The organism is Nonomuraea sp. NPDC049269, assembly GCF_043197155.1.
Taxonomy (GTDB): domain Bacteria; phylum Actinomycetota; class Actinomycetes; order Streptosporangiales; family Streptosporangiaceae; genus Nonomuraea.
In genome coordinates this window covers 386,174-413,054 of sequence record NZ_JBICSO010000012.1, presented here as the reverse complement: position 1 = coordinate 413,054, position 26,881 = coordinate 386,174, and the positions used below count along the sequence as shown (strand labels likewise).

The following is a 26,881-nucleotide window of genomic DNA, read 5'->3' as shown; positions in this document are numbered from 1 at the left end:
GGCGGCCTGGTCAGCCGGCGGCGCGGCAGCGCCTGGGTCGCCGTGCGGACGGCCGCCCCCCGCCCCCCCCCGCCCGGCGCCCCCGGGCCCGCCCCCCCCCCCCCCCCACACCTCAGCCCTTGAGGCCCGTGGTCGAGATGCCCTCGGTGATGCGACGTTGGAAGATCAGGAAGAAGCCCAGGATCGGGACCAGCGACAGCACCGCCATCGCGAGCATCGGACCCCAGGAGGAGCCGCCGCTGGAATCGAGGAACGCCCGGAGCGCGAGCGGCACCGTATAGGTCGACACATCGCTCAAATAGACGAGCTGGCTGAAGAAGTCATCCCACGTCCAGATGAAGGTGAAGATGGCGGTGGTGATCAGCGCCGGCCGCGACAGCGGCAGGATGATCCGCCAGTACACCAGGACGGGCCCGCACCCGTCGATGCGGGCCGCGTCGTCCAGCTCGCGCGGCAGCGACCGGATGAACTGCACCATCAGGAAGATGAAGAACCCGTCCACGGCCAGGAACTTCGGCACGATCAGCGGCAGGAACGTGTCCACCCACCCGAGATACTTGAACAGCGTGTACTGCGGCACGATCAGCACGTGGATCGGCAGCATGATCGACATCATCATGATCGCGAACCAGAGCTTCCTGAACCGGAAACTCAGCCGGGCGAAGGCATAGGCCGCCATCGAGCACGACATCACGTTCCCCACCACGGCCGCCGCGGCGATGAGGAACGAGTTCGCGAAGAACCCGCTGAAGGGCACGCCCAGGGCGGTCCACCCGGTGGCGTAGTTGTCCGCGACCACGGTCTGCGGCACCAGCCCGGGATTGCTGAAGATCTCGTCGTTGGGCTTGAACGAGGAGCTGATCAGCCAGAACAGCGGGTAGAGCATGACGAGCGCGCCCACCACGACCAGCAGGTGGACGGCCCAGCGACGGCTAGTCGGCATAGTGCACCCAGTACCTCGCGGAACGGAAGGCCAGCCCGGTGAAGGCCGCGGTCACCAGGAGGAGCACCCAGGCCAGCGCGGAGGCGTAGCCCATCCGGAAGTTCCCGAAACCCTCCTGGTAGATGAACAGTGTGTAGAACAGCGTGGAGTCGGCCGGTCCCCCGGTGCCCCCGCTGATGATGAACGCGGGGGTGAACGCCTTGAAGGAGTTCACCGTCTGCAGGACCAGGTTGAAGAAGATGATCGGGCTGAGCATGGGCAGCGTGATGCGGAAGAACGCGCGTACCCGCCCGGCGCCGTCCACCGCCGCGGCGTCGTAGAGCTCGGCGGGGATCTGCTTCAACCCGGCCAGGAAGATCAGCATGGGCGAGCCGAACTGCCAGACGTGCAGCACGATCAGCGTGTAGATCGCGTACTGGGGAGTGGAGATCCAGCTCGGCCCCACGATCCCGAAATATCGCAGCCCGTCGTTGATCAGGCCGTCCGCCCCGAAGATCTGCCGCCAGAGGATCGCGACCGCGACACTGCCGCCCAGCAGCGACGGCAGGTAGTAGGCGGCGCGGTACACCCCGGTGGCCCGCATGGGCCGGTTCAGCAGCACCGCCACCAGCAGCGCGAACGCGCCGGTCAGCGGCACGGAGAAGACGACATAGATCAGTGTGACCCGCACGGCGTTGACGAAGTGCGGGTCGTCGGTGAGCATCCTGGCGTAGTTGTCCAGCCCCACGAAGGACGGAGGGGTGAGCAGGTCGAAGTCGGTGAACGACAGCGCCAGCGAGGCCAGGATGGGCCCGCCGGTCAGCAGCAGCAGACCGGCGAACCACGGCAGCAGGAACAGGTAGGCCGAACGTCCCTCTACTTGAGCACTCGTCCGGCTTCTTCGAAGAATCGGGACACCCCCTGATCGATCGTCAGCTTGCCGAAGCCGATCTGCTGGTTGATGTTCATGAGCACCTTGTTGTGCAGCTCACCGGCGCCGAGCGGCTGCGGTGGGGGGAGCGGGCCGACCTTGTCCTTGATCGAGTCGATGTAGCCGTAGACCAGTTGCTCGGACGGCGACGTCTTGGGCCGCAGCGCGGTGCGGATCGCGGCCGCGGGCGGGATGCCGCGCTCGGAGCCGAGTTGGGCGGCCACGTCCACGTCCGAGACGAGCGCGTTGACCAGCGCCACCGCGTCGTCCTTGGCCTTGCTCCCGGCGCTGACGGTCAGGAGCATGGACGGCTTGTAGTACTGGCCCGGCTTGTCACCCGTCGGGAAGGCGTGGATGCCGATCTCGTCCTTGGTGAGCGACATGTAGGCGGTGAGCTGGTTCGACCAGGCGAAGTCCATGACCGCCTTGCGGGTGGCGACCAGGCTGTTCTGCACGTCGCCCAGCGCGGTGGCCTGGACGTCCGGCGGTGTGGCCGCGCCGGCCTTGCGCAGGCCGTCCCAGAAGGTGAACCACTCCTTGAGGTCGTTCTCGTCGTAGGCCAGCTTGCCGTCGGGGGTGAAGAACATCTTGCCCCGCTCCAGCAGCCAGTTCTCCAGCGCGCCGCCGTCCTGGGCGCCGTCCTCGGTGCCGAAGACGCCCTTGCCCGCCAGCTTCTTGGCCAGCTCGCCGTACTCGGGCCAGGTGAAGGTGTCGGGGATCTCCACCCCGCGTTCGGCCGCCAGGCTCTTGTTGACGATGAGGGCCATGGAGTTGATGCCGAAGTTCACGGCGTACTGCTTGCCGTTGATCTTCCCCGCGTTCACCACGTCGGGCTCGAAGCCGGACAGGTCCAGGCCCTTGCCGACGTACGGGCCAAGGTCCAGCAGGCTGCCGCGCCTGGCGTACTCGCCGAGGTAGGAGTAGTCCATCTGGATCACGTCGGGGGCGTTGCCGCCCGCGGTCTGCGTGGCCAGCTTCTCCCAGTACCCGTCCCAGCCGGAGAACTGGGTCTTGATCTGGACACCGGGTTTCTTCTTCTTGAAGGCGTCGATGGCCTTCTGCGTCGCGGTATGGCGTGCCGTGCTGCCCCACCAGGCGAACTGGAGGCTGGCACCCGAGCTTCCCCCTCCGGCGCAGCCGGCCAGCGCGAGAGTCGCGGCGGCCGCGCCGACTTGGAGGAATCCTCGTCTGCTGAGAGTACTCATGCGGGGGTGTCCGTCCATGAACCGGGCAAAATACTTAACTCAGGACGTTAATTGGGACGTAACATTACGTCAACGCCCCCCGGCAAACGGTTGCAGCTTCGAGACCCTCGGATCTTTCATGGCCCTTGACCGCGATCCGGTGCAGAAATACCGTCATGGGTGCCTAACACATCCGATCTATCTACGATGAGGGGCACCCATGGCCGGAGGCGTTCTGTCCAGGCGCGCACTGCTCGGCTCCGCGCTGGCCGCCCCCGCGCTCGGCGCCCTGGGTGGTTCCCCGCTGCTCCGCGACGAGATCGACTGGAAGGGCTTCCTGGCCGACGCCGACCTGGTGTGGCAGCGGATGCCGCGGACCTGGTACGAGGGGCCGTTCCTGGGCAACGGTTTCCTCGGCTCCGGCATCTACGCCCAGCAGGACGCCAACGCGGTGCGCTTCAACGTGCAGCACAGCGAGGTCCAGGACCACCGTCCCGAGTACGGCGCGCTGTTCGGCCTGGCCCGCCTGCCCATCGGCCACCTCACGCTGGAGCCCGTCGGCGCGATCACGGGCGTCGACTGGCGGCTCGACCTGTGGAACGCCGAGCTGACCGGCACCATCACCACCGCCTCCGGCAGCCTGACGATCAGCGCGCTGATCCACAACGACCGCTCCGTGCTGGCCGTCGACGTCGTCCCGAGCGACGGCGAGCGGGACTTCCGCTGGACCTTCCACCCCGAGGAGGCCATCAGCCCCCGCGCCAACCCGATCTTCAACAAGCCGCCCCCGCCCGGCTACACCACCAACCCCGCCCCGGCCGTGACCCGCCACGCCGACCTGGAGCTGATCACCCAGCCGCTGGTGGCCGGTGGTGGGCACGCGACGGCCTGGCAGGAGGTACGGCGTGGCCGGCGCCGCACGCTCTACGCCGCGGTCGCCTGGTCCTTCCCGGGCGACACGGCCGCCGACGAGGCGGTCAGATCGGTGCGCTCGGCCGCGCGGCTGCCCATCGAGGCGCTGGCCGTCGACCACCGGCACTGGTGGCACCGCTACTACCGCAAGAGCTTCCTGTCGGTGCCGGACCAGCGGACGCAGAGCTTCTACTGGATCCAGCTCTACAAGGTGGCCGCCGCCGCGCGCCGGGACGCGCCGCCCATGGCGACCTCCGGGCCGTGGCTGGAACCGACGCCGTGGCCGGCGACCTGGTGGAACCTCAACGTGCAGCTCGAATACTGGCTGATCCACGGGTCGAACCACCTGGAGCTGGACGCGGTCACCAGGAGCCTGTCGCAGTACCGGCAGCGCCTCATCGACCAGGTGACGTTCCCCGAGGACTCCGCGGGCATTCCGCGCACCACGGACATGACCCTCGACAACGGCGCCGGAATCGGCAACAGCGGTTTCCCGGTGGGCATCCCCGGCCGGGACACTCCCGTCCCCGAGGTCGGCAACCTGACCTGGGCGCTGCACAACGTCTGGCTGTCCTACCGGCACACGATGGATGTTCGAATCGTCCGGGACGTGCTGTTCCCGCTGCTGCGCCGGGCGATCAACTACTACCTGCGCTTCCTGGCCCCCGGCGCGGACGGCAAACTGCACCTGCCCGCCACGTTCTCTCCCGAGTACGGGGTCAACGCGCCGGACACGAACTACGACCTGGCGCTGATCCGCTGGGGCTGCCGGACGCTGGTCGAGTCCGCGCGCCTGCTGGGCGTGCGGGACCCGCTGCTGCCGAAGTGGCAGGACGTGCTGGCGAACCTGGCCGCCTACCCGGTCGACGAGAACGGTTTCATGATCGGAGCGGGCGCGCCGTTCGCCAAGTCACACCGGCATTACTCCCACCTCCTGATGATCTACCCCCTGTACCTGCTCACCTGGGAGCAGCAGGACCAGCGCGAGCTGATCGAGAAGTCGCTCAAGCACTGGATCAGCTTTGAAGGCGCCCTGCAGGGCTACAGCTTCACTGGCGCGGCCTCGATCTCCGCGCAGATGCTGCGTGGCGACGACGCCCGCTTCTACCTCGACGAGCTGCTGCGCCGCTTCGTCCAGCCCAACACGATGTACAAGGAGAGCGGCCCCGTCATCGAGACGCCGCTGTCGGCCGCCCAGTCCATGCACGACATGATCTGCCAGAGCTGGGACGGCGTCATCAGGGTGCTGCCCGCCGTACCGGCCGCCTGGCCCGACGTGACCGTGCACGACTTCCTGACGCAGGGCGCGTTCCTGCTCTCGGCCGCCCGGCGCGGCGGTCGCACCGACTTCGTCCGGCTGGTCTCGCTGGCGGGTGCGCCGTGCCGCGTCCGCACCGGCATCGACGGCCCGTTCACCGTACGATCCAACGGCAGGAAGGTGCCCTGGCGGACGCTGCCCGGCGGCGATCTCGAGCTCGACCTACGCCGCGGCGAGGAAGTGCTGATCCAGGCCCGGGGCGACGCGGTGATCCGGCCGGTGACGGCGCCGAGTCAGCCCCGCTGGGGCCTGCCCGCCTGACACCACCCGGACCCGTCTGAAGGGTAGATCAACAACGTCGCGAACGCCGCGCTGGCCGGGATTTGACACACATCTGGAGACCAGGTCATTCTGATCCGCGGCGCGCGCAAAACGTGCGAAAAAACTCAATCGGCGGGGGCGGCAATGGCAGCGGGTGGATCACCCCTGGAATCTGTTCTGCACCTCTATCAAGATCAGCTGAGCGCGGCCCCAGAAAGGGTCGCCGTCGCGGCCGGCCAAGATCAACTCACCTACCGGGAGCTGGATCGCCTCGCGAACGGCATCGCCGCTGAGCTGCGTCATCTCCCGATGAACGAGCAGCGCTGGGTGGCCGTGCTCGCGGGCCGCTCGATCCGGCTGGTCGCGGGTCAGCTCGGTGCCATGAAGGCGGGCCTCGCCTTCGCCCCGATCGACCCGGCCACGCCCGCGGAGCGGATCCACGCCATGCTGGCGGGAGCCACGGCCGTCGTCACGGCGCCGGAGTGGAGATCCCTGGTCCCCGACGGCATCCCGGTGATCGACACGCCCGCCGAGGCGGATGCGTCACCCCCGCCCCACGTCGAGCCCGGCGAGCCCGCCTACCTCATCCACACCTCCGGCTCCACGGGGACGCCCAAGGGCGTGCTCGTCCCGCACCGCGCGCTGACCAACCTGATCAGCTGGTCGCACGAGACCTTCGGGCTGGGCGGCCGTGCCCCGCTGGTCACCAGCCCCAACTTCGACCCGTCGGTGTGGGAGATCTGGACGTACCTGACCGCGGGCACCACGATGGTCATCCCCAGCGAGCGGACCAGGCTCTCCCTGCCCGCCTTACGCGACTGGATCGTGGAGCAGGAGCTGACCACCTGCTACGCGCCCACTCCCATCGCCGAGGGCCTGCTCGGCCTGTCCTGGCCGGCGGAGACCAAGCTCGCGACACTGAGCACCGGCGGCGACCGGCTCACCACCTACCCGAGACCCGAGCTGCCCTTCCGGCTGATCAACCTGTACGGCCCGGCGGAATGCGCCGTCAACGCGATCGCCGGCGAGGTGCCGGTCTACGACGGCCAGAGCCGCCCGCCCGCGCTCGGCACGCCGCTGCCCGGCGTCACCGTCCACCTCCTGGACGAGGCGATGCGGCCGGTCGAGGAGGGCGAGATGTACCTCGGCGGCGTGTGCGTCGGCCTGGGCTACCTCGACCGGCCCGACCTGACGGCCGAGCGCTTCGTCCGCGACCAGGACGGGCGGCTGCTCTACCGCACAGGTGACCTGGCCAGGCGGCGGTCCGACGGGCTCATCGAGTTCCTGGGGCGGCTCGACGACCAGGTCAAGATCCGCGGCAACCGGGTGGAGCTCGGCGAGATCGAGACCGTGCTCGGCCGTCACCCGCGGGTCCGGGCCGCCACCACCGCGCTGCGCGGCCACGAACTGGTCGCTTACATCGTGGGCACGGCGACCGAGCAGGAAGCGCACGCCCACCTCCGCAGGTTCCTGCCCGACTACATGATCCCCACCGCCTGGGTCTTCCTGGACGAGTTACCGCTGACCGGCAACGGCAAGGTGGATCGTGCCGCCCTGCCCGACCCGGTCCGCGAGCCCCGCTCGATCACGCCGCCCGGCACCGCCACCGAGCTGCTGCTCGCCGAGCTCTGGCAGGACGTCCTCGATGCCGGGCCGATCGGCGCCGACGACGACTTCCTGGCACTGGGCGGCCAGTCGCTGCTGGCGATGCGTATCGCCGCCCGCGCCTGCGAAAGGCTGGGCAAGCCGGTCGAGCCCCGGATGCTGTTCGAACACCCCACGCTCGCCGCGCTCGCCCGTGCGATCGACGGCCTGCCGGAGGCGACGGCGGCGACCCCGGCCGAGGGCGGCCTGACGCCGGCGCAGCGCCGGCTCTGGTTCATCGACCAGGTGGCGCCCGGCGCGCAGTACAACGTGCCCATCCTGTTCGCCCTCGACGGCCCCCTCGACGCCGGGCGGCTGGAGAACGCGATCAACGAGATCGTCCGCAGGCACCCACCCTTGCGTACCCGCTACGAAGAGCACGACGGCGAGCCGGTGCCCGTGGTCGAGCCGACGCGGCTCGTACGGCTGAAGGTCGTGGACGCCACCCCGCGTGGCGCGGACGCGCTGGCCAAGCACGCCGCCCGCGACCCCTTCGACCTGCGCAACGGTCCTGTGCTGCGGGCGCTGCTGCTCCGGCTCGCCGACGACCGGCACCGGCTGCTGGTGACCGTCCACCACATCGCCTTCGACGGCTGGTCGGCCGGGGTCTTCCTGGACGAGCTGGCGCGGCTCTACGCGGGGGAGAACCTGCCCTCGCCGGTCGGGGCGTACCGGCGCACGCTGGATCTCGACCGCCTGCCGTACTGGAAGCAGGCCCTGGAGGCGCCGCCCGAACGGCTGGGGCTGCCCGCCGACCGCCCCGGATCGACGGGGCCGCTCCGGCGCGGTTCCCGGGTCCGGGCCACGCTGCCGGACGGGCTGCTCGCCGAGGTGGAGACGCTGGGCAGGCGCGCTCAGGCGAGCCCGTTCATGGTGCTGTTCGCCGCCTTCCAGGCGCTGTTGCACCGCTACAGCGGCCAGGACGACATCGTGACCGGCGTGCCGTTCTCCGGCAGGGAGGCGCCGGGCGCCGACTCCATGATCGGCTTTTTCGTGGAGACGCTGCCGATCAGGACCAGCCTGGCGGGCGACCCCTCCTTCGAGCGCCTGCTCTCACAGGTGCGGGCGACGGTCCTGGCCACGCCTACCGACGTGCCGCTTGAGGAGATCGTGCGGGAGCTCTGTCCCGACGGGCGGCCGCCCTTCGACGTGATGTTCGCGATGCAGGAGCCGCCGGACGCCAAGCGGGGCGATGGCGTGACCTTCCGGATGCTCGAGGAGGTGGAGAACGGCGGCGCCAAGGCCGACCTGGTGCTCTACGCCGAAGGGCAGGAGATGAGCCTGGAGTTCGCCACCGACCTGTTCGAGCGCGCCGGCGCGGAGCGGCTGCTGGGACACTACGTGCGCGTCCTGGAGCAGGTGGCGGCCGACCCGGCCGCGCCGATCTCCACACTGCTCGCCCAGCGGCACGAGCCCGCCGGTCACGGTCCCGACCAGTGCCTTCACCGGCTCTTCGAACAGCAGGCGGACAGAACACCGGACGCGGTCGCCGTCGAGTTCGACGGCGCCGCCCTCACCTACGCCGAGCTCGACCGGCGGGCCAACAGGCTGGCTCACCTGCTGCGCGAGCTGGGGGTGGGCCCGGAGGTGCCGGTCGCCCTGCACGTGCGGCGCTCACTCGACCTGCCCGTGGCGCTGCTGGGGATCCTGAAGTCGGGCGGCGCCTACGTGCCGCTCGACCCCTCCTACCCCCAGGGACGCCTCACCCAGGTGCTCGACCGGGTCGACACCCCGGTCCTGGTGACGCACCGGGCGCTGGCCGGCAGCCTGCCGCACGAGCGGCCCGTCCACGTCGACACCGACCTCGACGGCCGGCCGGAACACCACCCGGACAGCGGCGTCACGGCCGACAACCTGGCCTACATCCTGTTCACCTCGGGCTCGACCGGCCGGCCCAAGGGCGTGGCGATGCCGCACCGCCCGGTCGCCAACCTCATCGCCTGGCACAGCGGCGCCTACCGGAGCCTGCAGTTCACCGCGCTCGGCTTCGACGTCTCCGTGCAGGAGATGTTCAGCACCTGGGCGTACGGCGGGACGCTGGTCATGGTCAGCGACGAGGTGCGGCGCGACCCGGCCGCCCTGCTCGACCACATCGCCCGGAACCGGGTGGAGCGGATCTTCCTCCCCTTCGTGGCGCTGCAGTCGCTGGCCGGCGCCGGGCTCGAACCGCCCGCCACGCTGCGCGAGGTGATCACCGCGGGCGAGCAGCTCCAGGTCACCCCGCAGCTCGAACGGTTCATCAAGCCGTGGATGACGCTCCACAACCAGTACGGGCCGACCGAGGGCGCGATCATCGACCTCGCCCACACGCTCACCGGCCCACCGGCGGACTGGCCGCGGCTGCCACCCATCGGCAAGCCGGTCACCGGCATCCAGACGCCGATACTCAACCGTCTGGGCCACGAGGCGCCCGACGGCGTCCCCGGCGAGCTCCACCTCGGCGGCGCCTGCCTGGCCAGGGGCTACCACGGCCAGCCCGAGCTGACGCGGGAACGGTTCATCACCTGGCGGGACGGGCGCAGGCTCTACCGGACCGGGGACCTGGCCCGCCGCAACGAAGCGGGGGAGATCGAGTTCCTGGGCCGCGTGGACGATCAGGTCAAGATCCGCGGTTACCGGGTCGAGCCCGGCGAGATCGCCGCGGTGCTGTCCGGGCATCCCGCCGTGCGTGAGGCGTTCGTCATGGCCAGGGACGGCGGGCTGGTGGCCTACGTGGCCGCCGACAGCGCCACCGACTGGACCCCGGTTCTGCGCGCCTACCTGGCCGAGCGGCTGCCCGAGTACATGGTGCCGAGCACGTTCGTCGCGCTGGAATCCTTGCCGGTGAACCCTTCGGGCAAGGTGGACCGGCAGGCCCTGCCGGCCCCCGGCCGGAGCGCGCGGACCGTCACGGCCCCGGCCACCCCGGTGGAGCAGGCCATCGCCGTCATCTGGCAGGAGGTGCTGGGCAGCCCGGTCGGGCGGCACGACAACCTCTTCGAGCTGGGTGGCAACTCGCTCAACGCGACCCAGATCGCCTCCCGACTACGCGAGGCGCTGGAGGTGCCCGTGCCCCTGCGGACGCTCTTCGCCCACCCGACCGTCGCCGAGCTGGGCGCGCGGCTCACGTCACCGGACGTGGAGGCGGCCGCCGAGATCTATCTGATGGTCGCAGCATATTCCGACGAAGAGGCCGAGGCTCTGCTGCGGTCGATGGAGGGCGGGCAATGAGCCTGTCAGCCCAGCAGCGCCAGCTCCTGGACGCGTTACGCAAGAAGAAACAGCAGGCCGGGCGCTCCAGGCCCGACCGGCTGCCGATGTCCTTCGCCCAGCATCGCGCCTGGTACCTGGACAAGATCGCGCCAGGCGCCGCGCACTACCTGATACCGCTCGCCTTCCGCATCGAGGGCCCGCTCGACCGCGAAGCGCTGCACCGTGCGCTGAACGCCCTGGTGGCCAGGCATGAGAGCCTGCGCACCACGTTCGCCATGGACGAGGACGGCCCGTACCAGATCGTGGCCGACTCGCTGACGCTCGACCTGGCGGACGCCGAGGACGACGCGCCGATGGACCTGACCACCGGCCCGCTCATCCGCGCCTGCCTGCTGCGCGAAGACGCGGAGCGGCACGTCCTGCACCTCACGCTCCACCACATCGTCGCCGACGCCTGGTCGCTGGATGTGCTGCGCCGGGAACTGAGCGCGCTCTACCACGGCCAGGAGCTGCCGGCGCTGTCCCAGCAGTACCCCGACTACGCGATCTGGCAGCGGGAGAACGACTACGGCCAGGATCTGGACTACTGGCGCGAGAAACTGGCGGGGGCACCGCCGTTCACCGAGCTGCCGACGGATCTGCCCCGGCCGGCCGTCCAGACGTACGCGGGCGCCGAGCTGCCCTTCACCCTCGGCCTCCCGCGCGCGGACTTCCAGGCGTACTGCCGGAGCCTGGGCGCCACGCCGTACATGGTGCTGTTCGCGGCCTACCTGGTGGTGCTCGCCCGGCGCTCCGGCCGGCGGGACCTGGTGGTGGGCACGCCCATCGCCAACCGGGACCGGATCGAGTTCGAGGGCCTGATCGGGTTCTTCACCAACACCCTGGCCATCCGCGCCGACCTGTCGGGCGAGCCGTCGTTGTCCGAGGTTGTCGAGCGGGTCAAGGAGGCGGTGCTCGACGCCCACGACCACCAGGGGATGCCGTTCGAACGGCTGGTGGAGGAGCTCAACCCGGAGCGTCGCCTGGACCGTAGCCCGGTGTTCCAGACGATGTTCGCCATGCTGCCCGCGGCCACAGGGACGTTGGAGCTGGCCGGCCTGACGGTCACCCCCGTGGAGATCCCCGAGCGTACGGCCAAGTTCGACCTGACCGTGGGCGTCCGCGAGAGCCTGGACGGGCTCGTCGAGTACAACACGGACCTGTTCCACGCGGAGACGATCCGCGGCCTGGTGGCCGACCTCCAGCAGGTGCTGGCCGCGGCGGTCGGCGGGGACGAGGCGTCCGGGGAGTTGCCGCGCCACGAGATCTCCCAGATTGTCACCCGGGCCTGGCGCGAGGCGCTGGGCACCGGCGCCTTCGGCCCCGGCGACAACTTCTTCGAGGTCGGCGGCCACTCGCTGCTGGTCCTGCAGGTGCACGAGCGACTGCGCAAGCGGTTCAGCCTGACGGTCACCGACCTGTTCAGGTACCCGACGATCGCCTCGCTGACGGCCTTCCTCAGCTCCGACGGCCTCACCTCCGACGGTCCGGTGCCGAAGGCGGTCCCGGCCACCGCGCCCGCCGCCGGCGGCGCGCTCGCCATCGTCGGCATGGCCTGCCGCTTCCCCGGCGCCACGGGGCCCGAGGAGTTCTGGACGGCGATCCGCGACGGCGTGGAAGCCGTCCAGGACTTCACCGACGAGGAACTGCTCGCCGACGGCGAGAACCCCGAACTGCTGGCCGACCCCGCCTATGTCAGGTCGGGGACCGTGCTGGACGGCATCGACCTGTTCGACGCCACGCTGTTCGAGTTCACCCCGCGCGAGGCCGAGATCCTCGACCCGCAGCAGCGCCTGTTCCTGGAGACCGCCTGGGAGGCGCTGGAGGACGCGGGCTGCGACCCCGCCCGCCATCCGGGGCAGATCGGTGTCTTCGCCGGCTCGGCGATGAGCAGTTACCTCATCGAGAACCTGCTGGCCGCGCCCGACGTGCTCAAGGCGGTGGGCGAGTACCAGGTCATGCTCGGCAACGACAAGGACTCCCTGCCCACCCGGACCTCCTACAAGCTCGACCTGCGCGGGCCGAGCGTCAGCGTCAACACCGCCTGCTCCACCTCGCTGGTCGCGCTCCACCTGGCCAGGCAGAGCCTGCTCGCCGGCGACTGCGACCTCGCGCTGGCCGGCGCCGTGCGGGTCAACGCCTGGACCCGCCGCGGCTACCTCTACCAGAGCGGCGGCATCGGCTCGCCGGACGGCCACTGCCGTCCCTTCGACGCCGAGGCCCGGGGCACGATCGGCGCCAGCGGCGTCGGCATCGTCGTGCTCAAGCGGCTGGAGGACGCCATCGCCGCGGGCGACACCATCCACGCCGTCGTACGCGGCTCCGCGGTCAACAACGACGGCACCAGGAAGGTCGGCTACACCGCGCCCGCCGTGGACGGCCAGGCCGAGGTCATCACCGCGGCCCTGGCCTCGGCCGGCGTCGACCCCGGCACGATCGGCTACATCGAGGCGCACGGCACGGGCACCGCGCTCGGCGATCCCATCGAGGTCGCGGCGCTCTCCCAGGTCTTCACCGGGAACCGGCGGATCGCGCTGGGCTCGGTCAAGTCCAACATCGGCCACGCCGACGCCGCCGCCGGGATGTCCGGGCTGATCAAGACCGTGCTGGCGCTCAAGCACCGCACCCTGCCGCCTTCGGCCAACTTCACGACGCCCAACCCGCGCATCGACTTCAGCCCGTTCTACGTCCCCACGACCGGCGCGGACTGGCCCCAAGGCCCGGAACCGCGAAGGGCGGGCGTCAGCGCCTTCGGAATGGGCGGCACCAACGCCCACGTCATCCTGGAGGAAGCACCCGAACCCCCCGCCGCCCCACCGGCGCCCGGCCAGGTTCTCGCTCCACTGACGGCCGGCCAGTCCGCTGTCCCATCGGCGACCGGACAGCTCTCAGCCCCACCGGTGACCGGCCCGCACCTGCTCATCCTGTCGGCCGCCAGTGAGCCGGCGCTGGCGGACATGGCCGTCCGGCTCCGCGCCCACCTGCGCGCGCGTCCGGGTACGGACCTGGACGACGTCGCCGCCACCCTCCGGCACGGCCGCCGCCAGTTGCGGCACCGCGGCATCCTGGTCGCCGAGGACAGCCGGTCGGCACCGGACGCCGAGTTCATCACGGGCGACGAGTCACGCCCCCGCGAGGTCGCCTTCGTCTTCCCCGGCCAGGGCGCGCAACGCCGGGGGATGGGCGCGGGCCTGTACCGGTCGGAGGGCGCCTTCCGCGCCGCCGTCGACGACTGCTCCACCATCCTCACGTCGTACCTCGACCTCGACCTGCGCCAGGTCATGTACGGCGAGGCCGGCGATCTCGACCAGACCTGGCTCACCCAGCCCGCGCTCTTCGTCACGGAGTACGCGCTCGCCCGCACGCTGATCGAGCGCGGGGTCCGCCCGGCGATGATGGCCGGGCACAGCATCGGCGAGTACGTCGCCGCCTGCCTGGCCGGCGTCCTCACCCTGGAGGACGCCCTGCGCCTGGTCGCCGCGCGCGGCCGCCTGGTGCAGAGCCTGCCCCCCGGTTCGATGCTGGCCGTGCCGCTGCCCGAGTCCGAGGTACGCGACCTGCTCGGCGAGGACATCTCCCTGGCGGCGGTCAACACCCCCGAGCTGTGCGTCCTGGCCGGCCCGGAGCAGGCCATCGCCGAACTGGAGCAGCGGCTGGTACGCCAGGACGTCGCCTGCCGCACGCTGCGCACCTCACACGCCTTCCACTCCGCCATGCTGGATCCGGTGCTCGACGCCTTCGCCGCCGAGGTCGCCTCCGTGCGGCTGGGCACCCCCGGCCTGCCGTACCTCTCCAACGTCACGGGCGGCTGGGTGTCCGGCGCCGAGACCAAGGACCCCGCCTACTGGGTACGCCATCTGCGGGAAACCGTACGGTTCGCCGACTGCGCCCGCGCGTTGGTGACGGCCGACGCCGCGGTGGTGGAGGTGGGGCCGGGCCGGACGCTGAGCACGCTGGTGCGCCGTCAGGGCGGCCAGGCGACGATCGCGCCGCTCGCCGAGCCGGAGAGCGGACAGGCCGGCCTGCTGGAGGGCATCGGGCGGCTGTGGGTGAATGGTGCCGTCGTCGACTGGGCGGCGTTCGGGCCGCCGGGCAGGCGGGTTTCCCTGCCCACGTATCCGTTCGAGCGGCGCCGCTACTGGATCGAGCCGCGCGCCCGGCGCTTCGAGATCGCGCCGGTGGCGGTCGACACAGCTCAGGGGGTTCAGACGAGCCACGCGGCCGGCACGGTTCAGGGCGCTTACACGGCCGACGCGGTTCAGGCGCTCGACGTGGTCGCCGCCGCCTGGCGGGATGTGCTCGGCATCACGCCCACCGGCCCTCGGGACGACTTCTTCGACCTGGGCGGCGACTCCCTCGTGGCCACCCAGCTCGCCTCCCGCCTGGGCCTGCCCATCGAGGCGGTCTTCGACCACCCCACCCTGGCCGGCCAGCAGGCGCTCGTCGCCTCGGCAGGCCGGCACGAGGCGATCCCGGCCATTGCCTCGGCGGTTTCCCCGGACATCGCCCCGGCCATCGCTTCGGCGGTCGCCCGCGAGGTGATCATGGTCGTCGAGGAGCCCGGTCCGGCTCCCGTCTCGTTCATCCAGCGGCGCATGTGGTTCATCGACCAGGTGCACGGCTCGGCCGCCTACGCCGTGGCCACGGCGTTGGACCTGCGGGGCGAGCTGGACGTGGAGCGGCTGCACGGCGCCCTGCGCGAGCTGGTGCGCCGGCACGAATCGCTGCGGACCGTCTTCCACGCCCCGGACGGCGAGCCGGTACAGGTGGTGCTGCCCGCGGGGGAGACGCCGCTGCCGATCGAGGACTGCGACGACGTCGAACGGGCGCTGAGCGAGGCCGCGGCCCAGCCCTTCGACCTGGCGCACGGCCCGCTGTTCCGAGCCCGGCTGTTACGGCTCGGCCCGGACCACCACGTCCTGTCGCTCGCCTTCCACCACATCGTCGTGGACGGCTGGTCGATCACCTTGCTGCGGAGCGAGCTGGCCGCGCTGTACAACGGCGAGACGCTCCCCGAGCCGCGGGTCAGGTACCGCGACTACGCGCGCTGGCAGCGGGAGCAGGCCGCCGACCTCGATTTCTGGAAGGAACGGCTGCACGGCATCCCGCACAGCCTGGACCTGCCCACGGATCGGCCGCGCCCGCCGACGCAGACCTTCGAGGGCGCCGTCGCCACCCACGTACTCCCCATGGAGCTGGCCTCGGGGGTGCGGAAGCTGAGTCAGGAGCGCGGCGCCACGCTCTACATGACCCTGCTGGCCGCGCTCCACACGCTGCTGTACCGCTACAGCGGCCAGGAGGACATCTGCGTCGGCTCGCCGGTGGCCGGGCGCACGCGTCCCGAGCTCGAAGGCATCGCGGGCTGCTTCATCAACACCCTGGTCATGCGGGCCACGATGGACGGCGCCCTGCCGTACACGGAGCTCCTGGCGCAGGTTCGCGCGTACGCCCTGGGCGCGTACGCCCATCAGGACGTGCCGTTCGAACGCCTGGTGGAGGAGCTCAACCCGCCCAGGGACCTGTCGCGCAATCCGCTCTTCCAGGTGCTGTTCAACCTGCTCAACCTGCCCAAGAGCGACCTGGACCTGACCGGCCTGGCCGTGACGGAACGGGCCGTGGAGACCGGCACCGCCCAGGTGGACCTGGTGCTCTACGTCGACGAGCAGGGCGACGAGCTGCTGTGCAGGCTGGAGTACAACACCGCGCTCTATGACGCCGGCACCGCCCGGCGGCTGCTGCGGCACTACGAGAGCCTGCTCTCCGCCATCGTCGCGGCGCCCGAGACCCCGCTGTCCGACCTGGGCTTCCTCACCGGGGAAGAACTGGCCGAGCAGCTGGACGTCCAGGACGTCGAGGTGCCAGACCTGTGCATCCACGAGCTGGTGGAAGCCCAGGTCGACCGGACGCCCGACGCCGTGGCCCTCACGTTCGAGGGCGTCTCGCTGACGTACCGGGAGCTGGACGAGCGGGCCGGCCGGGTCGCCCGGCGCCTGCGGGCGGCGGGGGTGGGGCCCGAGACGCTGGTGGGCGTCGCGATGGAGCGGTCGGCCACGATGCTGGTCACCCTGCTCGGCGTGCTGAAGGCGGGCGGCGCGTACGTGCCGCTCGACCCGATGTACCCGCAGGAGCGCCAGGACCACATCCTGGACGACTCCGGCCTCGGCGTCCTGGTCACCGAGCGCGAGCTGGCCGGCCGCTACACCGGCTACCAGGGCGAACTCATCCTCGCCGACGACGAGAGCGACAGGCACGTCCCCGGCGAGAGCCCCGAACGGCGACCCGCGCCGGAGAACCCCTGCTACGTCCTGTACACCTCCGGCTCCACCGGCCGGCCCAAGGGCGTGCGCGTCCAGCACTCCTCAGTGGTCAACTTCCTCACCTCGATGAGCCGCGAGCCCGGCCTGACCGGCCAGGACACGCTCCTGGCCGTCACCACGTTCGCCTTCGACATCTCGGTGCTGGAGCTGTTCCTGCCGCTCACGGTCGGCGGCCACGTGCTGATCGCGAGCCGCGAGGCGGCCTACGACCCGCTACGGCTGGCCGCCCTGCTGGACGGCGCGACGGTCATGCAGGCCACTCCGGCGACCTGGCGGCTGCTGCTGTCGTCGGGATGGCAGGGCAAGCCGGAGCTGAAGGCGCTCTGCGGCGGCGAGGCACTCCCCGCCGACCTGGCCACCGACCTGCGCGGCCGGGTGGCCGAACTGTGGAACCTGTACGGACCGACCGAGACCACGATCTGGTCCACCCTCACCCGGGTCACCGACGGGCCGATCACGATCGGCCACCCGATCGCCAACACCCGGATCCACCTGCTCGATGCCACGATGCAGCTGGTTCCCACCGGCGTGGTCGGCGAGCTCTACATCGGCGGGGCGGGACTGGCCCGCGACTACCTCGGCCGGCCCGAACTGACGGCCGAGCGCTTCATCACCTGGCGGGACGGGCGCCGGCTGTACCGGACCGGTGACCTGGCCCGCCGCCGGGCCGACGGCTCGATCGAGTTCCTCGGCCGGGCCGACAAGCAGGTGAAGGTCCGCGGTTACCGGATCGAGCTGGGCGAGATCGAGTCGCTCCTGCTGGCACATCCGGCGGTCCGCGAGGCGGCCGTGGTGGTGCGCGGCTCGGACGAGGCCAAGAGCATCGCCGCCTACCTGGTCCATGATGCCGAGCACGACTGGCGCGAATACCTCCGGCGCAAACTGCCCGACTACATGATCCCCTCGGCGTTCGTGACACTGGACGCGCTGCCGCTCACCCCCAACGGCAAGGTGGACCGCAAGGCGCTGCCCGAGCCGGTCGGCCAGGTACGCGCTGAGGGCACGGCACCGCGGAACCCCGCCGAGGTCAAGCTGGCCGAGCTCTGGTCGGCGATCCTGGGCGTGCGGGGGATCGGGATCGACGACGACTTCTTCGCGCTGGGCGGCGACTCCTTCAAGGCCGTGCGTGCCGTACGGGACTCGGGGATCCAGGCGACCGTGATGGACCTCTTCAAGAACCCGACGATCCGAGCATTCGCCGCACTCGACGGATCATCCCGAAATTTCGGTCTCTTGCATGAACTGACGCCGCCGCGCTCCGCGGCCTCGCTGACCGTGGTCTGCGTGCCGTTCGCGGGCGGCGGCGCGATCACGTACCAGCAGTTGGCCGCGGCCCTGCCCGAGCAGCTCACCATGCTCGCGCTGGAGCCGCCGGGCCACGAGATCGGCAATCCCGGCGAGCCCGTGCTGCCCTTCCACGAGCTCGTCGAGGGCTGCGTCAAGGAGATCAAGGAGAAGGTCGACGGACCCCTCGCGCTCTACGGCCACTGCATGGGCGGCGCGCTCACCGTCCAGCTGGCGCGCAGGCTGGAGGAGGAAGGCGTCAGCCTGGAGAAGGTGGTCATCGGCGGGCACTTCCCGGCGCCCCGGCTGCCGGGCAAGGCCTTCGCCTGGATCCGCAAGGTCTTCCCGATGGAGCGGTGGACCTCCAAGCGGCAGGCGCTGGAGTTCCTGCGGGCCATGGGCTTCTTCACCGAAGCGCTGGACCCTCACGAGCGCGACTTCCTCATGGGCGTCTTCCTCCATGACACCCAGGAGGGCGAGGACTACTACACCGACCTCTACCAGGCGCCCATCAAGAAGCTGGCGGCGCCGCTGGTATGCGTGGTCGGCGAGAACGACCGCGCCACCGAGCTGCACGAGGAGCGCTTCCGCGAATGGGAGGCCTTCTCCGACACGGTGTCGCTGGAGGTCATCCCCAGGGCCGGGCACTACTTCCAGAAGCACCAGGCGCCCGAACTGGCCGAGATCCTCGGCGGTGGCGACCGGCCGGCGGCGCCGCTGCCACCCCGCTACCAGCAGGCCAGCCTGAAGACGTTCCTCCTGGTGGCCCTCGGCCAGCTGGTGTCGCTGATCGGCACCGGGCTGACCACGTTCGGCCTGGGCCTGTGGGTCTACCAGCAGACGCGTTCGATCTCGATGTTCGCCATCGTCTCGGTCATGGCGCTGCTGCCCGCCGTCGTCCTGGCGCCGATCGCCGGAGCGGTGGCGGATCGCTGGAACCGCCGGCTCGTCATGATCACCGCCGACTCGGCGGCGGGTTGCGCCTCCGCCTCGCTGGCCGCCCTGCTCTGGACGGGCGGGCTCCAGCTCTGGCACGTCTATGTCATCGTCGCCGTCGGCGCGGTGTCGACGGCCTTCCACCAGCCCGCCTACATGGCGGCCATCGCCCAGCTGGTGCCCAAACGCTATTACGGCAGAGCCGGCGGCCTGGCCCAGTTGGGACCGGCGGCGGGGACCGTGCTGGCGCCGCTGCTGGGCGGCGCGCTCGTGGCCGCCATCGGACTGCCCGGCATCATCGTGATCGACCTGACCACCTTCGCCTTCGCGGTCACCGTGACCTTGGCGGTCCGCTTCCCGGACACGCTCTTCAAGAAGCGGGAGGAGCCGTTCTGGCAGGAGGTGACCGGCGGCTGGCGCTACATCACCCGCAGGCACGGGCTGCTGGCGATCATCCTGTTCACCTCGTTCCTGAACCTCCCCTTCGCCATGGTCGAGGTTCTGGCCACGCCGCTGCTGCTCAGCCTCACCGACAGCCGGGGCCTGGGCATAGCGCTCTCGATGAGCGGCATCGGGCTCGTCGTCGGCAGCGTGATCATGACGGTCACCGGCGGCCTGGCGCGCCGCACCAACGGCATCCTCGGCTGCTTCATGGCACTGGGCGTCGCCTTCGCCGTCATCGGGATCGCCCCCCACCCGGCGCTGCCCGCCATCGGGCTGTTCTTCATCGGGCTGCTCACCGCGCTGCTGAACGCGCACTGGTTCGCCATCGTGCAGCAGAAGGTCGGGCTCGACCTGCAGGGCCGGGTCATCGCCACCAACCTGATGCTCAGCTGGGCCCTGGTCCCGGTGGGCTTCCTGCTGGCCGGACCGCTGGTCGAGCAGGTCTTCAACCCCATCGCCGGCGCCGCGCAGGGCCGGGGGATCGCGCTGCTCACCCTGGTCGCGGGCGCGGTGACCGTGCTGATCGGCCTGGCGGCCTTCCGCTACCGGCCGGTCCGCTACCTGGAGGACGAGCTGCCCGACGCGATCCCCGACGGCGTGGTCATCACCGACAAGGACCTGATCCAGCGGGAGGCCGACAAGCAGCTCGTCCCTTGATCAGCGTTCGACCTCGACGTGGTAGCGACCGCCGTCATCGCGGTGCGCGCCGTGGATGTCGGTGGCCAGGTCGGGATAAGAGCGGTCGAACTCCTCCAAGGCGTGCAGGTACGCCATCAGCGGGCCGTCGGCGGGCCCGGTCGCCTCTCCGGGCATCAGCATGGGGATGCCCGGCGGGGTGACGACGACGGTGGTGGCGGAGACGCGGCCGGGCAGGTCGGCGAGCGGGACGCGTTCCGTGCGTGAGCGGATCAGGGCCTGGTAGCTGTCGGCCGGGGTGCGGACCGGTTCGGGCAGGGTGGTGAAGATCTGGTCGAGGAGCGCGCCGAGCCCGAGGGCACGGAGCTTGTCGTGTACGTCGGTGCAGAAGCGGCGCAGCGTGGTGTCCGGCGGCCCGAAGCCCGGCAGCACCTCGGCCAGGGGCAGGTCGTCGTCATAGGCGCGCTTGAAGTCGGTGAGCGCGTCGATCAGCGTGCCCCACTTGCCCTTGGTGATGCCCATGGAGAACAGCACCAGCAGCGTGTGGTCCCCGGTCTTCTCCACGACGATGCCGCGCTGCCGCAGGTAGGTGGCGACGATCCGGGCGGGGATGCCCCAGTCGAGCGTGCCTTCGGCGGCGTCGGCCCCCGGGCAGGTGATCGTCACCTTGATGGGGTCGAGCAGGCAGTAGCCGTCGGTCAGGCCCTGGAAGCCGTGCCAGGCGGCGCCGGGCTCCAGCGTCCAGCACTCCGCATGGGTGCTCAGCAGGACGGGGTCGGCGTCGGCGAAGGAGACGGGCAGGCCGGTGCCGGGGTCCGTGACGCGCGTGGGCTGCCAGACGCCGAAGTACCAGTCCGGCCGCCGGCCGTCCTCCCGGATGCGGGCGGCCAGCCGGACCATGGCCTGGCGGAACCGGACCGCCTCGATGACGGCCTCGCCCGTCAGGTGCGCTCCGGACGCGCCGTCCATCATCCCCGCCGCCACGTCCAGCGAGGCGATCATCGGGTAGAGCGGCGAGGTGGAGCAGTGCATCAGGTACGTCTCATTGAGCCGCTCGTAGTCCACCGGAGCACGCCCGGCCGACCGGACGTGCAGCATCGCCGACTGCGACAGGGCCGCCAGGAGCTTGTGCGTCGACTGGGTGGCGAACACGGTGGGACGCTCCGGTCCCGGCAGCGTCCGCTCGTCCACGGCCATGCCGTAGCGGCGGGCGTACAGCGGGTTGAAGCGGGCGTAGGCGAACCACGCCTCGTCGAAATGCACGCGCGGAACGCTCTCGCTCAGCAGCTCGGCGACCCGTACGGCGTCGTAGCAGAGCCCGTCATAGGTGGAGTTGGTGATCACGGCGTAGGCCGGGTCGGTCCGCGCGAGAGGGTGGCCGGACAGGCGGGCGCGCAGGGTGTCGGCCCGCAGCTCGGCGGGCGGGATGGGACCGGCCAGGCCGAGGCCGTTGCGTTCGGGCACCAGGTAGACCGGGCGGGCGCCGCTGATGGTCAGCGCGTGCTGGAGTGACTTGTGGCAGTTGCGATCCACCAGAGCGGTCTCGTCGCGGGCGATGGCGTGGTGGCCGACGATGCGGTTGGCGGTGGCGTTGCCGTTCATCACGAAGAACGTGCGGTCGGCGCCGAAGACGCGGGCGGCGTTGCGTTCGGCGTCGCCGATCGGTCCGGTGTGGTCCAGCGGCGAGCCCAGCTCGGGCACGGAGATGGACAGGTCGGTGCGCAGCAGCCGCTCGCCGTAGAAGTCGAAGAACGCCCGCCCGACCGGTGACTTCAGGAACGCGACGCCGCCGGCGTGCGCCGGGGTGTGCCAGGAGTACTGATGGTGGTCCTGCAGCTTGCGCAGCGCGCGGAAGAACGGCGGCAGGATCCGCTCGGTGTAGGCCTCGGTCGCGTGCGCGATGCGGCCGGCGATGAAGTCAGGGGTGTCCTCAAGGGGGAACACGTAGCCCTGGATGACCTCGTACACCCACAGGGGGAGTTCCTGCTCGGCGGTCATGAGGAAGACCGGCAGGCCGTGGAAGCGCTGGGTGACCGCGCCCAGCACCTGATCGGCGCCCGGCGCGTCCCAGTCGGCCAGCATCCCGGCCAGTGAGGCGTCCGAGCCGATCACCGCCAGCGCGTCCTGCGTGCGGTGCGTCCAGCGCAGCTGGACGCCGAGGTCGTCCATGGCCGCGCTGACGCGGCGGATCTGCTCGGCGAGTGCCGTGTCGGCGTCGGGGCGTTCCGCGACCGCGGCGAGGACCGTTCGTTCCATGCGAACTCCATGGCAGGGGGGACTGGTCGATCCGCCCCTTACCCTGAGTCGTAGATCGTCACTCAGGGTGCTCCGGATCGGAGTGGCGCGAGCTCACCGGACGAACTCCGACAGCTCGATCTCCGTCATGGTCGGGGCCGTGCGGACGTGGCGGCGGCGGGACCGTTCGCCGGTCGATGATCGAGCAGGTGGCGGCGCAGGAAGGACAGCTCGGCGTCGACGGCCTGCTCGTGCCCGTCCAGGAAGGGCTCGTAGTGGCCACCGGGCATCCGGACGAGCTCGCCGCGGGGCGCTCGACGCGCCGCCGCGGCGGCGGGCTCGGCAAGGGCGCTCTGATCCTGGTCACACACGAGGACCAGCAGCGGACTCCGGGTCCGGGAGGCGAAGCGGCCGGGCCGGTACAAGGCGATACCCAGCATGGAGCGGGTGGCGATCGCCTGCCGCCAGCCGGGATACCTGTTGCCCGGGTTGAGGGCCCGGTCGCCGTCGACGGAGTCCGGCGTGGTGAGGAGCGCCAGGGTCCCCGGCCGGCCGGCGAGCGGCACCAGCAGGGGCGGGCGGCCGAGCAAAGCGCCCATGGCGTCGAGGAGGCTCAGGGCGGTGAGGCGCAGCAGCGTGAGCGGCCTCTGGTGGCGCCCCGCGCCGCGCGCGGCGGCGGGCCCGTCGGCGTTCGGCGTCTGGGCGATCGCCGCCGCCAGGTGCGGGTTGCGCGCGGCGACGCGGAAGACGTGACCGCCGGACAGGGAGAAGCCCCAGATCGCGAGCCTGGCCGGGTCGACTCCCGGCAGGGTCGCGGCGAAGGCGATCGCGGCCTGCCAGTCGGCGAGTTGCCGGCCGACGGACACGATCTGGCGCGGCCGCCCGCCACTCTCTCCGAGGTGCCGGTAGTCGAAGGCGAGGACCGTGTAGCCGGCTTCGTGGAATCGCCTGGCGAACGGGTCGGTGCCCGGCTCCTTGGTCACCCCGCCGCCACCGGCCATGATCACGCAGGCGCCGTTGACGCCCGGATAGTGCCAGGCGACGCACTCGGTGCCGCCGCTGGTGAAGCGGACCTTCTCCCGCTCCGTGGACATGCGCATGCCGACCTCCAGGTGGTTGACGTCCCTCTTCGAGCAAAGTGAACCACCTGGTTCGCAAATTGTCCACGCGCGGCTATGCGCCGGCAGCCTCCTCCCGATCCAGCGCGCGGATCAGGGCCTCCAGCCCCGCGGAGATCCCCGAGGTGTCCCCGCTGGTCGACCACTCCACCAGGAAGCCCCGGAGCGTCGCGAGGATCATCTCGGCGATCTCGATCTTGCGCTGTTCCGGCCAGCCCGCCGGGCAGATGGACACCAGGGTGGGCAGGTACTGCCGTGAGGCCTCCCTGCCGAGCCAGCCATAGCGGCCGGGGTCGTACATCGCCAGGCCGATGGCCTGATCGAGGACTCGCAGTCCCGACTCCGCCGTCATGAGGATGGGCCACACGGTACGCACCCAAGTCCCCAGCGTCTGGCGGCCGGGTTCGCGGGTGGTGGCGGCCAGCGCGTTGCCGATGCGTCTTTCGCGCAGCTTGATGATCGCCTGTCTGAGCAGGTCGTCGGCTCCGTCGAAGTGGTAGAGCAGGACCTTGTGCGTGGTCCCGGCCGCCCGCGCGGCACGCCGCAGCGAGAAGTCCACGAGCCCGTTGATCGCCAGGTCATCGGTGATGCGGTCCAGGAGTTCCCGGCGCCTGGCCTCGCCCCGCGGCGACCCCGCCGACCGCCGGTAGGCCGCCTGCCCCCTTGAGCCGTCGCCGGCGGAAGTGTTCACAGCGCCCCCTTGGGTCGCCCGTTCTCACACAGTGAATGCACGGGCCGACATTAACCCGCCGGCCGCTTCGGCATGGACGGCCTGGCTGAGCTGCGGCGTCGTATCACGTGTGGCTCGGTGTCCCTTGGGCAGATGGCACACCTGTAGGGCGGGTCACGGGGTCGGGATGCCCCGCGGCCTGTTGATCACTACTCTAAGTTCCGCAGCGATGCGGGCTCCGGGAGGTGGCCGCGATCGGGAAGGTGGCATGGGTGACGGTCGGAGCTGAAACGCAGATCACGGATCTGACGATCAACGATCATGCCTGCCTGACGTTCGGCGAGCACGAGGAGCTGCTCGACCTCACCACGGCCTTCGTACGGGATGGGCTGGCCGAGGGTCAGCGCGTCGTCTGGCTGACAGAGGAGCCGGCGCGCGGCCTGGCGGAGCTGGGACGGCGGGGCGTGGTCGCGCAGGAGGCCACGACGGCCGGGCGCATGAAGGTCATGGCCTGCCAGGACGGGCTGCTGGACGGGCAGGCGTTCACGGTGGAGCACGCCACGCGGTGGCTGCACGGTCAGATAGCGCGTACGGCGCGCGAAGGCTATCCGGGACTGCGCGTGGCGCTCGACATGAGTTGGGCATTACAGCCCGTGAGCGGCATCGAGCAGTTGCCGGCCTTCGAGGAGGAGATCGCGGCCACGCTGTCGGGTGGCAGCGCCGCGGTCCTGTGCCAGTACGACCGCGAACGCTTCGACCCGGTCACGCTCGCCTCGGTCTCCGGCTATCACACCCGCACGGTCGCCGCGGCCACCTACCATCACGACGCGCTGCTGCGTATCTGCCGCCAGTACGCGCCGCCGGGAATCCGGCTGGCCGGGCAGATCGATCGGTCGGCCGAAGGCGCGCTCAGGCTGGCCTTGAGCGAAAGCATCCGGGTTGACGGCGACATCACCGTTAACATGACGGAATTGTCGTTCATTGACCTGTATTGCGCTCGTATGATCATAGATGCCGCCCGTAGCCTGCCCACACCTCGCAGAGCCGTACTCCGCTGCAGCCCTGCGACCCACACGCGATTCCTCCTGCTCGGTGCTTCCGCGATGCCCGGGATCAGCTTGGTGACCGCTCATGATGGCTAGCCGTCCGCCGTCGTCGTCCGGCGGGCTGGACGGTCAGCGGGACATGAAGCGGCCTGTTGAGCCGGCGACCCTCCTGGAGCAGCCCTTCGACCGCGAGTCGATGTACGCGCTGCGCGCGACGCTGGAGGCGCACGCGATCCGGGCCGGCCTGCCCGAGGGCCGGAGCGCGGACCTGGTGCTCATCGGGCACGAGCTGGCCAGCAACGTCATCCTGTACGGCTCCGGCAGGGGATGGGTGCGCCTGAGTGTCGTGGACGACATGCTGCGCTGCGAGGTCATCGACGGCGACGCCACGTCCCCGGAGCGAGAGACTCCCGGATGGCCGTACGAGTTCGGGCACGGGCTGTGGATGGCCCGCTGCCTGAGCGACCTCCACGCCGTGACCCGCGGCCCGGACGGCACCGTCGTCACCGCCGGCTTCACCCTTCCCCATCCCGTCCATACGGACTTCCAGCTGACCCGGCACGACCACGACGGCCGCACCACCCTGAGCCTGGCGGGGAACCTCGACCAGCGGACCGCCTCCGACGTCATCGCCGCCGTCCAGACCCTGATCTCGACCACGACCTCCCTCCGGCTCGTCCTGGACCTGAGCGGCATGACGTTCTGGGACTCCACCGGCATCACCGCCCTGGTCACCTCGCAGGCGAACGTCGCCGCCACGCCGGGCGCGACCATGATCCTGGCTGGGCTCTCCACCGAGTACAAGGGACGTCTCGACTCCCTCAGCTTCGTCCCGTTCACCTACGAGAACCCTGGCGACTAGCGAGATCAGGTCGAGGTCAGATCGCTCCGGGCCAGGACGCGCAGGTGCTCCAGCAGGTCGCCGGCGGTCTCGGCGAGCGGCTGGACGCAGACGTGGTCCGCGCCGGCGTCGAGGTGAGCCCGTACCCGGCCGATGATCGTCTCCGGGTCGCCCCACGCCACGATGGCGTCGACCAGCGCGTCGCTGCCCCCGTTGGCGAGATCCTTGTCATCCCAGCCCAGCTCGCGCAGGTTGTTCGTGTAGTTCGGCAGGGCGAGGTAGAGGGACATGAAACGACGGGCGGTCCGCCGCGCCCGGTCCGGGTCGGTGTCGAGCACGACCGTCTGTTCCGGGGCCAGCACGGGATCGGGGCCGAGGACCGCGCGGGCGCGCGCGGTGTGCTCGGGGGTGACGAAATAGGGGTGCGCGCCCTGGGTACGCGTCGCGGCCAGGTCCAGCATCTTGCCGCGAAGGGCGCCCAGCAGCCGCGGGACCGGGGCCGGCCGCGGGCCGTCGTACTCCGTCGCGTCCATGGCGTCGAGGTAGGCACGCATCGCTGACACGGGCTTGCGGTAATCATGGCCTCTCGACGACACCAAGGGCGCGTGGCTCACGCCCAGGCCGAGCACGAAGCGGCCGTCGAACGCCTCCCCGAGAGCGTTGGCCCCGTTCGAGGCGGCGGTGGCGTCGCGGACCCAGATGTTGGCGATGCCGGTGGCGATCAGCATCCGTTGCGTCGCGCCGAGCAGGATCGCCGAATGGGCCAGCGCTTCCTTGCCCTTCGGGCTCTCGCCCACCCACAGCGTCCCGAAGCCCAGGCTCTCCAGCTCGGCGGCCGCTTCCCGCTCGAACGACGCCGGCTCGCCGCCCAGCGTGCTGTTCCAGACCCCTACTCGGCCCATGCGCCGCTTCAGCGCCGCGACATCGATCGTCATCTCGGGCATCACACCT

Annotated in this window: 12 protein-coding genes; 5 read left to right on the top strand and 7 right to left on the bottom strand. The window is 70.8% G+C overall.

The annotated features are described in order from the left end of the window. Positions 1 to 112: 112 nt before the first annotated feature. From ACGFNP_RS53940 to ACGFNP_RS53930, 3 genes are read right to left on the bottom strand one after another with little or no spacing between them, the layout of a single operon-like run. Positions 113 to 943, bottom strand: a complete 831-nt coding sequence (locus ACGFNP_RS53940; protein ID WP_358321788.1) for a carbohydrate ABC transporter permease — start codon at positions 941 to 943, stop codon at positions 113 to 115. Beyond that, entirely contained in the window at positions 933 to 1,832 is a 900-nt protein-coding gene (locus ACGFNP_RS53935; protein WP_308127419.1) for a sugar ABC transporter permease, read from the bottom strand. The genes ACGFNP_RS53940 and ACGFNP_RS53935 overlap by 11 nt, the downstream gene beginning before the upstream one ends. Beyond that, positions 1,799 to 3,058, bottom strand: a complete 1,260-nt coding sequence (locus ACGFNP_RS53930; RefSeq protein ID WP_393331889.1) for an ABC transporter substrate-binding protein — start codon at positions 3,056 to 3,058, stop codon at positions 1,799 to 1,801. The genes ACGFNP_RS53935 and ACGFNP_RS53930 overlap by 34 nt, the downstream gene beginning before the upstream one ends. A gap of 199 nt (positions 3,059 to 3,257) precedes the next feature. On the opposite strand from ACGFNP_RS53930, the gene ACGFNP_RS53925 reads away from it, so the two are divergent. The 3 genes from ACGFNP_RS53925 to ACGFNP_RS53915 all read left to right on the top strand — a co-directional run bounded on the left by ACGFNP_RS53925 (position 3,258) and on the right by ACGFNP_RS53915 (position 20,041). After that, entirely contained in the window at positions 3,258 to 5,528 is a 2,271-nt protein-coding gene (locus ACGFNP_RS53925) for a glycoside hydrolase family 95-like protein (RefSeq protein ID WP_393331886.1), read from the top strand. A gap of 144 nt (positions 5,529 to 5,672) precedes the next feature. Continuing rightward, positions 5,673 to 10,382, top strand: coding sequence for an amino acid adenylation domain-containing protein (locus ACGFNP_RS53920; RefSeq protein WP_393331883.1), 4,710 nt, complete (start codon positions 5,673 to 5,675; stop codon positions 10,380 to 10,382). Then, a complete protein-coding gene (locus ACGFNP_RS53915) occupies positions 10,379 to 20,041 on the top strand; it encodes an amino acid adenylation domain-containing protein (protein ID WP_393331880.1) in 9,663 nt (3,220 codons plus the stop codon). Before ACGFNP_RS53920 ends, ACGFNP_RS53915 begins: the two co-directional genes overlap by 4 nt. On the opposite strand, the gene ACGFNP_RS53910 is transcribed toward ACGFNP_RS53915, so the two are convergent. The 3 genes from ACGFNP_RS53910 to ACGFNP_RS53900 form a co-directional block, all read right to left on the bottom strand. Beyond that, on the bottom strand, positions 20,042 to 22,276 hold the full coding sequence (locus ACGFNP_RS53910) for an Orn/Lys/Arg decarboxylase N-terminal domain-containing protein (protein ID WP_393331877.1): 2,235 nt from the start codon (positions 22,274 to 22,276) through the stop codon (positions 20,042 to 20,044). Positions 22,277 to 22,401: 125 nt separating this feature from the next. After that, a complete protein-coding gene (locus ACGFNP_RS53905) occupies positions 22,402 to 23,355 on the bottom strand; it encodes an alpha/beta hydrolase (RefSeq protein ID WP_358321771.1) in 954 nt (317 codons plus the stop codon). A gap of 73 nt (positions 23,356 to 23,428) precedes the next feature. Beyond that, entirely contained in the window at positions 23,429 to 24,064 is a 636-nt protein-coding gene (locus ACGFNP_RS53900) for a hypothetical protein (RefSeq protein ID WP_358321768.1), read from the bottom strand. A 251-nt stretch (positions 24,065 to 24,315) separates the two neighbouring features. Between ACGFNP_RS53900 and ACGFNP_RS53895 the strand changes: the two genes are divergently transcribed. Then, complete coding sequence (locus ACGFNP_RS53895; protein ID WP_358321765.1) at positions 24,316 to 25,185, top strand: MEDS domain-containing protein; 870 nt, start codon at positions 24,316 to 24,318, stop codon at positions 25,183 to 25,185. Continuing rightward, a complete protein-coding gene (locus tag ACGFNP_RS53890) occupies positions 25,175 to 25,951 on the top strand; it encodes an STAS domain-containing protein (protein WP_393331872.1) in 777 nt (258 codons plus the stop codon). Before ACGFNP_RS53895 ends, ACGFNP_RS53890 begins: the two co-directional genes overlap by 11 nt. A gap of 5 nt (positions 25,952 to 25,956) precedes the next feature. Here the strand turns inward: ACGFNP_RS53890 and ACGFNP_RS53885 are convergent, their stop codons facing one another. Further along, positions 25,957 to 26,865 (bottom strand): LLM class F420-dependent oxidoreductase, encoded by a 909-nt coding sequence (locus ACGFNP_RS53885; protein WP_358321759.1) that lies wholly within the window; start codon positions 26,863 to 26,865, stop codon positions 25,957 to 25,959. Between the last annotated feature and the right edge of the window lie 16 nt (positions 26,866 to 26,881).

Coding starts and splice junctions, on each gene's coding strand:
- ACGFNP_RS53915 (WP_393331880.1), top strand. CDS start 10,379: ATGAGCCTGTCAGCCCAGCAGCGCCAGCTCCTGGACGCGTTACGCAAG.
- ACGFNP_RS53930 (WP_393331889.1), bottom strand. CDS start 3,058: ATGAGTACTCTCAGCAGACGAGGATTCCTCCAAGTCGGCGCGGCCGCC.
- ACGFNP_RS53890 (WP_393331872.1), top strand. CDS start 25,175: ATGATGGCTAGCCGTCCGCCGTCGTCGTCCGGCGGGCTGGACGGTCAG.
- ACGFNP_RS53885 (WP_358321759.1), bottom strand. CDS start 26,865: ATGACGATCGATGTCGCGGCGCTGAAGCGGCGCATGGGCCGAGTAGGG.
- ACGFNP_RS53910 (WP_393331877.1), bottom strand. CDS start 22,276: ATGGAACGAACGGTCCTCGCCGCGGTCGCGGAACGCCCCGACGCCGAC.
- ACGFNP_RS53905 (WP_358321771.1), bottom strand. CDS start 23,355: ATGCGCATGTCCACGGAGCGGGAGAAGGTCCGCTTCACCAGCGGCGGC.
- ACGFNP_RS53940 (WP_358321788.1), bottom strand. CDS start 943: ATGCCGACTAGCCGTCGCTGGGCCGTCCACCTGCTGGTCGTGGTGGGC.
- ACGFNP_RS53920 (WP_393331883.1), top strand. CDS start 5,673: ATGGCAGCGGGTGGATCACCCCTGGAATCTGTTCTGCACCTCTATCAA.
- ACGFNP_RS53925 (WP_393331886.1), top strand. CDS start 3,258: ATGGCCGGAGGCGTTCTGTCCAGGCGCGCACTGCTCGGCTCCGCGCTG.